At 70.5% G+C, this 9,905-nt stretch carries 9 protein-coding genes; 3 read left to right on the forward strand and 6 right to left on the reverse strand.

Going from position 1 to position 9,905, the window contains the following annotated elements:
- Nucleotides 1-761: SDR family oxidoreductase (locus LOY02_RS07465; protein WP_317181709.1), on the forward strand; the 761-nt coding region annotated here is incomplete at its 5' end.
- Between the two features lie 30 nt (nucleotides 762-791).
- On the opposite strand, the gene LOY02_RS07470 is transcribed toward LOY02_RS07465, so the two are convergent.
- Nucleotides 792-1,481, reverse strand: coding sequence for a helix-turn-helix transcriptional regulator (locus LOY02_RS07470; protein ID WP_317181710.1), 690 nt, complete (start codon nucleotides 1,479-1,481; stop codon nucleotides 792-794).
- 73 nt (nucleotides 1,482-1,554) lie between these two features.
- Here LOY02_RS07470 and LOY02_RS07475 point away from each other — a divergent pair, with 73 nt between their 5' ends.
- The gene (locus LOY02_RS07475) at nucleotides 1,555-2,307 is read left to right on the forward strand and encodes an alpha/beta hydrolase (RefSeq protein WP_317181711.1); all 753 of its coding nucleotides are present in this window, start codon (nucleotides 1,555-1,557) and stop codon (nucleotides 2,305-2,307) included.
- On the opposite strand, the gene ilvC is transcribed toward LOY02_RS07475, so the two are convergent.
- The 3 genes from ilvC to LOY02_RS07490 all read right to left on the reverse strand — a co-directional run bounded on the left by ilvC (nucleotide 2,280) and on the right by LOY02_RS07490 (nucleotide 5,828).
- Entirely contained in the window at nucleotides 2,280-3,308 is a 1,029-nt protein-coding gene (gene ilvC, locus LOY02_RS07480; RefSeq protein ID WP_317181725.1) for a ketol-acid reductoisomerase, read from the reverse strand. The two genes, LOY02_RS07475 and ilvC, sit on opposite strands and share 28 nt — an antisense overlap.
- Before the next feature lie 131 nt (nucleotides 3,309-3,439).
- Complete coding sequence (ilvN, locus tag LOY02_RS07485) at nucleotides 3,440-3,952, reverse strand: acetolactate synthase small subunit (protein WP_317181712.1); 513 nt, start codon at nucleotides 3,950-3,952, stop codon at nucleotides 3,440-3,442.
- 10 nt (nucleotides 3,953-3,962) lie between these two features.
- Nucleotides 3,963-5,828, reverse strand: coding sequence for an acetolactate synthase large subunit (locus LOY02_RS07490; protein ID WP_317181713.1), 1,866 nt, complete (start codon nucleotides 5,826-5,828; stop codon nucleotides 3,963-3,965).
- 553 nt (nucleotides 5,829-6,381) lie between these two features.
- Here LOY02_RS07490 and LOY02_RS07495 point away from each other — a divergent pair.
- Nucleotides 6,382-7,335, forward strand: a complete 954-nt coding sequence (locus LOY02_RS07495) for a GNAT family N-acetyltransferase (RefSeq protein WP_317181714.1) — start codon at nucleotides 6,382-6,384, stop codon at nucleotides 7,333-7,335.
- 30 nt (nucleotides 7,336-7,365) lie between these two features.
- Here the strand turns inward: LOY02_RS07495 and ilvD are convergent, their stop codons facing one another.
- Complete coding sequence (gene ilvD, locus LOY02_RS07500; protein ID WP_317181715.1) at nucleotides 7,366-9,066, reverse strand: dihydroxy-acid dehydratase; 1,701 nt, start codon at nucleotides 9,064-9,066, stop codon at nucleotides 7,366-7,368.
- A gap of 263 nt (nucleotides 9,067-9,329) precedes the next feature.
- The gene (locus LOY02_RS07505) at nucleotides 9,330-9,854 is read right to left on the reverse strand and encodes a SixA phosphatase family protein (RefSeq protein WP_317181716.1); all 525 of its coding nucleotides are present in this window, start codon (nucleotides 9,852-9,854) and stop codon (nucleotides 9,330-9,332) included.
- Nucleotides 9,855-9,905: the final 51 nt, after the last annotated feature.

Raw genomic sequence — 9,905 nt, forward strand, 5'->3', positions numbered from 1 at the left:
CCGGTGGAGCGGGCGATCTGGGCTCGCGGGTCGTTCGCGATCTCGCGCGCCGTGGCCACGATGCGGTCAGTGCCAGCCGGAGGTCGGGCGTCGACCTCGGCACCGGGGCGGGCCTCGACCGTGCCCTCGACCGTGCCCTCGACGGTGCCGCTGCCGTCATCAACTGCGCCGACGACCCCCGTCGCGGGGACGCCGTGACCGTGGACGGTGCCCGGCGCCTCGCCGAGGCGGCAGCCAGCAGGGGCACCCACCTCGTGCACATCTCGATCGTCGGGATCGACGGCCACCCCCTGCGCTACTACCGACGCAAGCTGGCGGCCGAGAGGGCTCTCGCGGAGGTGGGCGGGCCAGTGACGGTGCTGCGCGCTACCCAGTTCCACTCGCTCGCTGCCTTCTTCGCCCGCGCCCTGACGCGAGGGCGGCTGACGTTCACCTTCGGCGACCTGCGGCTCCAGCCGGTCGACACGGAGTTCGTCGCCGCGCGCCTGGTGGACCTGGCGCTGGGACCCGGCCCAGCGGCATACGACCGTGCCACCGACGTCGCCGGCCCGGAGGTCCTGACGATCGCGGAGCTCGCCACGATGGTGCGCGGACACCGGGGGGTGCGCCCACCCGTGGTCGTCCGACTGCCCCCCGTCGGCCGCACCCTGGGTGCCGTTGCCGCCGGAGGCAACCTTCCCTCACCCGGCGCCGCTGACATCGGCGGGCGCAGGTTCGCGGAATGGCTGGCGGAGCAGCCGCCGGTCCTGTCAGGGCGCTGAAGCCGCTCTCCCTCTCGGCGCCCCCGAACGTCACGGCTCGACGGTGCGCGCAGAGGGCGGGGGTGGGCCGATGGCCGAGACCGGCCGTTCGGGGCAGGCGGTCCGGGTCGCCACCGCTCGCGACACCCGCTCGAGCCGGAACCAGCGCACCCCGCGCCTCAGGCGGCACCACGCGACGAGGTACCACCGGCCTCCGGTGAGCGCGAAGATCATCGGCTCGACCTCCCGCCGCGTGACACGACCGGCCCCGTCCTCGTAGACGAGGTTGACGGTGACCTGCTCGGTGAGTGCGCCCTCGAGTGCGGTCATGACCCGACGCGGGGCCCCGGGCCCGACATCGACCCAGACCCGGTCCGTGAGCGAGCGTGCCCGTGCCCTCGTCGACGGGTCGACGGTGTCGAGCACCTTGCGGGTGGCCGATCGCGCGGAGTCCGCGAAGGGGGCGCCGGACGACGCGGCCACCGCGGCACAGAGGGCCACGGCCTGCGCCGCGCTGAAGTTCACCGGCGGCAGGGAGGTGCGCTCGTCGAGCACATAGCCACCGCCCGGGCCCGTGCGCGCCCACATCGGCAGGCCCTGGGTCATCAGCGCGGCGAGGTCGCGCTTGACCGTCCGCACGCTGACCTCGAACTCCGCGGCCAGGCTCTCGGAGGTCCGCCCGTGACGGCCCGCGCGACGCAGGGCCTCGGTCAGGCCATGGAGACGCTCGGTCCGGTTCACCACATCAGGATGGCACGATCAGTGACACAAATAGTGACATGAGGTTGACCGGCGCGGTTTGTAACGTCGGCCCATGGACCGAACTGAGACCACCACCACCCACGTCGTCCTCGTCGCCGGCCACTGGCTCGGCGGATGGGCCTGGGACGCCGTCGCCGGCCGACTGGCGCAGCACGGGCACCACGTCGAGGCCGTGACCCTTCCCGGCACGTCACCCGGCGAGTCCCACACCAACCTGACCGACCAGATCACGGCCCTCGAGCTCGTCGTCGAGCGCGCACCCGAGCCCCCCGTCGTCGTCGCCCACAGCGGCGCCGGCCGGGTCGTCACGGGAGTCCTCGACCGCCACCCCCGGGCCGTGCGCCGGGTCGTCTACGTCGACAGCGGACCAGCCGCCGACGGCTCGGTCTTCGACGAGACGGTGGCCGAGGACGTGGAGTCGATCGAGCTGCCCACGTGGGCGGAGCTCAGCGCCGGCGGCGCCAGCCTCGAGGGGCTGTCGGAGCAGGACCTTGCGACCTTCCGGGAGCGCGCAGTCCCCGTCCCCGCGGCCGTGGCGCGCGAGCGGCTGCACCTTCGCGACGACGCCCGCCTCACTGTCCCCACGACGATCATCGCGACGTCACTGCCGTCCGACGTGATGATGGGCCTTGCGCAGCAGGGGCACCCGATGTTCGCCGAGGTGAGTCGCCTGACCGATCTCGAGCTCATCGACCTGCCGACGGGGCACTGGCCGATGTGGAGCCGACCGCACGACCTCGCGGAGGCGATCAACGCCGCCGCGAGGTCGGAGAGCGGTCACCGCGCCGCGGAGCCCTCGGTGTAGTCCGCGTCCGTCTGCCTGACCCACGCCATGAGCTTGCGCAGCTCGCGGCCCGTGGCCTCGATCGGGTGCTGGGCTCCCTTCTCGCGCAGGGCCGTGAACTCCGGGGCGCCGGCATCCTGGTCGTCGATGAACCGCTTCGCGAAGGAGCCGTTCTGGATGTCGCCGAGGACGGCCTTCATGTTCTCCTTGACATGCGGGTCGATGACGCGCGGACCCGACACGTAGTCGCCGTACTCTGCCGTGTCGGAGACCGACCAGCGCTGCTTGGCGATGCCGCCCTCGATCATGAGGTCGACGATGAGCTTGAGCTCGTGAAGGCACTCGAAGTAGGCGACCTCGGGCTGGTAGCCCGCCTCGACGAGCGTCTCGAAGCCGTACATGACGAGCTGGCTGGCACCGCCGCAGAGGACGGCCTGCTCGCCGAAGAGGTCCGTCTCGGTCTCCTCGGTGAACGTCGTCCGGATGCCCCCGGCCCGCAGCCCGCCGATCGCCTTGGCGTAGGACCTGGCGAGGTCCCAGGCCGTGCCGGACGCGTCCTGCTCGACCGCGAGGAGGACGGGGACGCCTCGACCGTCGGCGAACTCGCGCCGCACGATGTGGCCGGGCCCCTTCGGGGCCACCATGAGCACATCGGCGTCGGCCTCGGGCTTGATGTAGCCGAAGCGGATGTTGAACCCGTGGCCGAAGAGGAGCGCGGCGCCGTCCTTGAGGTTCGGCTGGATGTCGTTCGCGTAGACGTTCCGCTGGACCTGGTCCGGCGTGAGGATGACGACGAGGTCCGCCTCCGTGACGGCGTCCGCCACGCTCCGGACGGTCAGGCCCTCGGCCTCGGCCTTGGCGATGCTCTTGCTCCCCTCGGCGAGGCCGACGCGCACGTCCACGCCGGAGTCGCGCAGGTTGAGCGCGTGGGCGTGGCCCTGGCTGCCGTAGCCGATGACCGCGACCTTCTTGCCCTGGATGACGGACAGGTCCGCGTCGTCGTCGTAGTACATCTCGGCCATCGTGGCCACTCCTTGGGTCGTAGTGATGTGGGTGTCGGGCTGGTGGGAGGTCATCGGCCGTTCAAAGATCCTGGGCCGTATGCCGCTGGGCTCGCCCCCGTCGCAGGCTCACGCGGGCGCGGGGCGGGCGCTCAGGCGCTGCGCAGGGTGCGGTCGGTGATCGACCGCCCGCCACGGCCGACGGCGACCATGCCGGACTGGACGAGCTCCTTGATGCCGAAGGGCTCGAGCACCTCGAGGAGTGCCCTGAGCTTGTCGGAGTTGCCAGTCGCCTCGATGACGACGGCGTCGGTGGTCACGTCGACGACCTTGGCCTTGAAGAGCTGGATCGTGTCGATGACCTGGCTGCGCGTGGCGGCGTCGGCCCGGACCTTGACGAGGAGGATCTCGCGCTGGACGGAGTTCGCCGGCTCGAGCTCGACGACCTTGAGCACCTCGATGAGCTTGTTCAGCTGCTTGGTGACCTGCTCGAGGGCGCTGCCCTCGACCTCGACGACGACGGTCATCCGCGAGATCTCCGGGATCTCGGTCGGGCCGACCGCGAGGGAGTCGATGTTGAACCCACGGCGCGAGAAGAGCGCTGCCACGCGGGTCAGGACGCCCGGCTTGTTCTCGACCAGGACGGACAGGGTGTGCTTGCTCATGGGTGCTTCCTCACTCCTCGCGCTCCCAGACCGGCGCCTCGTCGCGCGCGGCCAGGATCATGTCGTTGCTCACGCCGGCGGGGACCATGGGCCACACCATCGCGTCGCGGTGGACGACGAAGTCGATGACGACGGGACGGTCGTTCGTCTCGAGCGCCTGCTTGATCACCGCGTCGACCTCCTCCGGCGTCTCGGCCCGCAGGCCGAGGCAGCCGTAGGCCTCGGCCAGCTTGACGAAGTCGGGAACGCGCTGCTGCATCGGCTGGAGGTCGGTGTTGGAGTACCGCTCGTTGTAGAAGAGCGTCTGCCACTGCCGCACCATGCCGAGAGAGCTGTTGTTGATGATGGCCACCTTGACCGGGATGTTGTTGATGACACAGGTGGCGAGCTCCTGGTTCGTCATCTGGAAGCAGCCGTCCCCGTCGATGGCCCACACCGTGCGCTCCGGCTCCGCCACCTTCGCCCCCATCGCCGCGGGAACGGCGTAGCCCATCGTGCCGAGGCCGCCCGAGTTGAGCCAGGCGTTCGGACGCTCGTACTGGACGAACTGCGCTGCCCACATCTGGTGCTGCCCGACCCCGGCGACGTAGGTGCCCTCGGGTCCGGTCAGCTCACCGATCCGCGAGATGACGTACTGCGGCGACAGGGTCCCGTCGTCGGTGTCCGTGTAGCCCAGGGGGAAGGTCTGCTTCCAGCCGTTGACCTGCTCGCGCCACTCCGCGAAGTCCCAGCTCCTGGTCCCCGGAACGGCCGCCTCCCGGTCGGCGTGGATCTGCTCGATGAGCTCGCTGATGACCTCCCCCACGTCTCCGACGATCGGCACGTCGGCGACCCGGTTCTTCGAGATCTCCGCGGGGTCGATGTCCGCGTGAATCACCTTGGCGTGCGGGGCGAATGTCGAGAGCTGCCCGGTCACCCGGTCGTCGAACCTGGCCCCCAGCGCGATGATGAGGTCGGCCTTCTGCAGGCTCGTGACGGCGGCGACCGTGCCGTGCATCCCGGGCATGCCGAGGTTCAGCGGGTTGCTGTCGGGGATGGTCCCGCGCGCCATGAGGGTCGTGGTCACGGGGATCTGCGTCAGCTCGACGAGCTCGCGCAGCTGCTCGCTCGCCCGCGCCCGGATGACACCGCCTCCGACGTAGAGGACGGGACGCCGTGCTGCGGCGATGAGCCGAGCCGCCTCCCGGATCTGCTTGCCGTGCGGGCGGGTCACCGGCCGGTAACCAGGAAGGTCGATCTGGGGTGGCCAGCTGAACGTCGTCGTCGCCTGCAGGGCGTCCTTGCTGATGTCGACGAGGACCGGACCGGGGCGGCCCGTGCTCGCGACATGGAACGCCTCCGCGACGGCCTGGGCGATCTTCGCCGGGTCGGTGACGAGGTAGTTGTGCTTGGTGATCGGCATCGTGATGCCCCGGATGTCCGCCTCCTGGAAGGCGTCGCTGCCGATGCTGCCGCTCGACACCTGACCGGTGATCGCGACGATCGGCACGGAGTCCATGTGGGCGTCGGCGATCGCCGTGACGAGGTTCGTCGCACCGGGCCCCGAGGTCGCCATGCAGACGCCGACCTTGCCGGTGGCGGAGGCGTAGCCCTCGGCGGCGTGTCCGGCGCCCTGCTCGTGTCGGACGAGGATGTGGCGGACCTTCTTCGAGTCCAGCATCGGGTCATAGGCCGGCAGGATGGCCCCGCCCGGGATCCCGAAGACGGTGTCGGCCCCGACCGCCTCGAGCGCGAGTACGAGTGCCTGGGCGCCGGTGACCTCGATGGCCGGAACGACCGGCGCGAGGGGGGCGCTCGGGGTTTCGGCCTGGTGCTTCGGGCGGGCCAGGTGGGCCACGTCCGCGGGCGAAGGCGCTGGCTTCGTGATCTCGCTCACGGTTCTCTCCGGTTCGGTTCTGCAGGGGGTTCCCCCGGTTCGGAGCCCCGTGCGGGGTCCGGTTGTCGGGGGTCCACGGGGGCGGAGCCCCCGTGTGGGGGTCGGTAGTCGGGGGTCCACGGGGGCGGAGCCCCCGTGTGTGGTCACAAAAAAACCCTTCAGTCCTCTCGTGGACGGAAGGGCGCGCGCTGACCGATGGTGCTGGTCGGCGCGCTAAGGAAGTACGAGAATCGGGGCCACGCGTCAACCGTGCTACGACCCCCGAGGTAAGTCAATTGAGCGTGCTCCGCGTCTCACCATGTGGTGATGTGATCTCACCAACTGTCGCGTGGTCGCCCTCGCACGACTGCCGGCCCACCCCTGCTCGGAAAAGTCGGTTGTCGTGGGGTGCCCGGCGTCAGGACACTGACCGCGGGGCCGACGCTCGCCACCTGCGCTGGTGGGACAGCGACTGAGCGAGCCCGGCCCAACGGCATACGGCAATGTCACCGCACGCCGCGGAGCTCACGCCCGATGGGGAGCGAGCACAGCGCACGACCACGGGAGGGAACCCATGACGAGCACGCACCTCGACGTCGACGACGTCGAGATCAACGACCTGGGGCTGACGGGCTACACGGTCCGGCCCCTCACCCCCGACGACGCCCATGCCGTCTTCGACCTCATGGCCGCGGGTGAGCTCGAGACGATCGGCGAGGTCGCCATCGAGGAGGCCGACATCGTCAGCGACTGGCAGCGCCCGAGCTTCGACCTCGCCACCCAGAGCATCGGCGTGTTCGACGGAGATCACCTCGTGGGCTACGCCGAGGTCGCGTCGGGGCGCTACGCCGACGCAGCAGTCGACGCCGAGCACCGCGGTCGCGGGATCGGCACGGCACTCGCCCTCTGGACCCAGCGGGTCAGCCGTCGCGACGGCGCCGGCCTCGTCGGACAGCCCGTCCCCGACGCGTCCCCGGGTGAGCACCTGTTGCGTGACCTCGGTTACGAGGTGCTCTGGACGTCCTGGGTGCTCGAGATGCCGCAGGGCAAGACGATCGAGCCTCAGCCGATCCCCGAGGGCTACTCCATCCGGCCCGCCGAGGGCGAGGCGGACTTCCTGGCCGCCCACGTCGTCGTCGAGGACGCCTTCCTCGAGTGGTCGAATCGGGAGCGCGAGACCTACGAGGACTTCGCGGCCCAGGTCCTCCACCGACCTGGTTTCGAGCCGTGGCACCTGCGCCTCATGACCGCTCCATCGGGCGAGATCGTCGGTACGTCGATCCTGCAGCTCAGCGAGGGTTGTGGCTTCGTCAGCCGGCTCGCCGTGCGACGCGAGCAACGGCACCGCGGCCTCGCCCGGGCGCTGCTCGTCGACTCGTTCGCCGTGGCACGCGAGCACGGTGCGCATCGCTCGGAGCTGTCGACGGACTCGCGCACCGGGGCGCTCAGCCTCTACGAGAAGGTGGGCATGGAGGTCACGTCGACCTGGCGCCACTGGGCCAAGAACACGTCCGAGTCGCCCGCCTGACGACCGCGCTGGCATCGCTCCACCCCGGGCTCAGTCGCACACTGCGCCCCGGCTCGCACTCCCGACGAGTCTGACGTACTTGGCGAGCACCCCTCGCGTGTACCTCGGCTCGGGGTGGGTGACGCCGGCCGCGCGCCGCCGCTCCAGCTCGGCGTCGTCGACGAGCAGGTCGAGCGTGCCCCCCGCCACGTCGAGGCGGATCGGGTCGCCGTCACGCACGAAGGCGATCGGCCCGTCGTCGACGGCCTCGGGGGCGACGTGACCCACGCAGAGGCCGGTCGTGCCTCCGGAGAAGCGGCCGTCGGTGAGCAGGAGGACGTCCTTGCCGAGCCCCGCGCCCTTGATGGCACCGGTGACGGCGAGCATCTCCCGCATGCCGGGCCCGCCCTTGGGGCCCTCGTAGCGGATGACGACGACGTCGCCCTTGGCCAGCGCGCCCCGCTCGACGGCGTCCATGGCGCTGCGCTCCCCGTCGAAGACCCGTGCCGTCCCCTCGAAGACGTCCTCGTCGAAGCCGGCGGACTTGACGACAGCGCCCTCCGGGGCGAGCGACCCGGTGAGGATGGTCAGGCCCCCGGTCTTGTGGATGGGACGGGACATCTCCCGGATGACCCTGCCGTCGATGTGCGGGGGCCTGATCTCGTCGAGGTTCTCGGCGACCGTCTTGCCGGTCACGGTGAGGGCGTCGCCATGGAGCAGGTCGGCCTCGAGGAGCGTCTTCATGACGACCGGGATGCCGCCGATGTGGTCGATGTCCTTCATGACGAAGGCACCGAAGGGCTTGACGTCGGCGAGGTGTGGCACCTTCTGGCCGATCCGCTGGAAGTCGCCCATCGTCAGGTCGACCTCGGCCTCATGCGCGATGGCGAGCAGATGGAGGACGGCGTTCGTCGAGCCGCCGAAGGCCATGACGACGGCGATCGCGTTCTCGAAGGCTTCCTTCGTCATGATCTGCCGGGCCGTGATGCCCCTGCGCAGGAGGTTGACGACGGCCTCGCCGGACTGGCGGGCGTGGACGTCTCGACGCCGGTCCGTCGCAGGCGGTGCGGCTGACCCCGGGATCGACATGCCGATGGACTCGGCCACTGCCGCCATGGTGTTGGCGGTGTAGAACCCGCCGCAGGCACCCTCGCCCGGGCAGATGGCGCGCTCGATCGCGTCGACGTCCTCGGCGCTCATCAGGCCAGCCGCGCACGCACCCACCGCCTCGAAGGCGTCGATGATGGTGACCTCCTTCTCCGTGCCGTCGGAGAGCGTGGCGACGCCGGGGAGGATCGTGCCGGCATAGAGGAAGACCGAGGCGAGGTCCAGCCGCGCAGCGGCCATGAGCATGCCGGGCAGGGACTTGTCGCAGCCAGCGAGCAGCACTGAGCCGTCGAGCCGCTCGGCACTCATCACCGTCTCGACCGAGTCGGCGATGATCTCCCGCGACACGAGGGAGAAGTGCATTCCTTCGTGGCCCATGGAGATGCCGTCCGAGACTGAGATGGTGCCGAACTCGAGCGGGTAGCCACCGGCCGCGTGCACCCCGTCCTTGGCTGCCTTCGCCAGCCGGTCGAGCGAGAGATTGCACGGCGTGATCTCGTTCCAAGAGCTCGCGACGCCGATCTGGGGCTTCGCGAAGTCGTCGTCGCCCATCCCCACGGCGCGGAGCATTCCTCGGGCCGCGGTCTTCTCGAGACCGTCGGTGACGTCGCGGCTACGTGGCTTGATGTCCGGCGTCTGCGTCATGGTGGCAGCATAGGACCGCGTCCGGTCCGTGGACATCTCATCTCATCCGGCGATCACGCCCCGCCCCTCGAGTGGCCCCACCCTCCACAGCGACCCGGCCCACTGGACACTCGAGTGGCCCGCCCATCAACACCGACGCCTGGGGACGACGGGGCCACTCGAGTGAGGGCGTGGGGACGACGGGGCCACTCGAGTGAGGGCGTGGGGACGACGGGGCCACTCGAGTGAGGGCCTGGGGACGACGGGGCCACTCGAGTGGGACGTCAGCCCCGGCTGACGTGGAATCGCTGGAGCTCGCAGCTGCTCCAGTCGAGGTCGGCCCACTCCCCTGCATAGCGCAGCACCGCGACCCCGCTCGTCGCAAAGCCGTTGGCCAGCGCGTCATGCGCCACCTGGGATCCGTCGCCGTCGCTGAGCAGGCTGGTGAGCTGGGCAATCGTCGGGTTGTGGCCGATGACGAGGACGGTGGCTGTCTCCCCGGCGTCCTCCCGGATCGTCTCGAGGGCCTCCTCGACGCCGCCGACGTAGACGCTCTTGCGGAACTCCACGAACTCGGCCTGCGCGCCGCCCTTGCAGGCCGCGTCCCAGGTCTGCCGGGTTCGCAGGGAGGTCGAGCAGATGACGAGGTCAGGCACGAGACCCTGCTCCTTGAGCCAGGCACCCGCTGCGGCAGCGTCCCTCCTGCCGCGGGCGATGAGCTCGCGGTCATGGTCCGTCTTGCCGGCCCCGTTCTCCGCCTTCGAGTGCCGCATGAGGATGAGGGTCTTCTCTCGCGCTGCGCTGCTCATGTGTCGAGCATGCCCCGCGTCCGGCCCCTTGTCAGCCCTGGGGCGCCACCG

Origin of the sequence: Intrasporangium sp. (assembly GCF_032907665.1) — a bacterium.
Taxonomy (GTDB): Bacteria; Actinomycetota; Actinomycetes; order Actinomycetales; family Dermatophilaceae; genus Intrasporangium.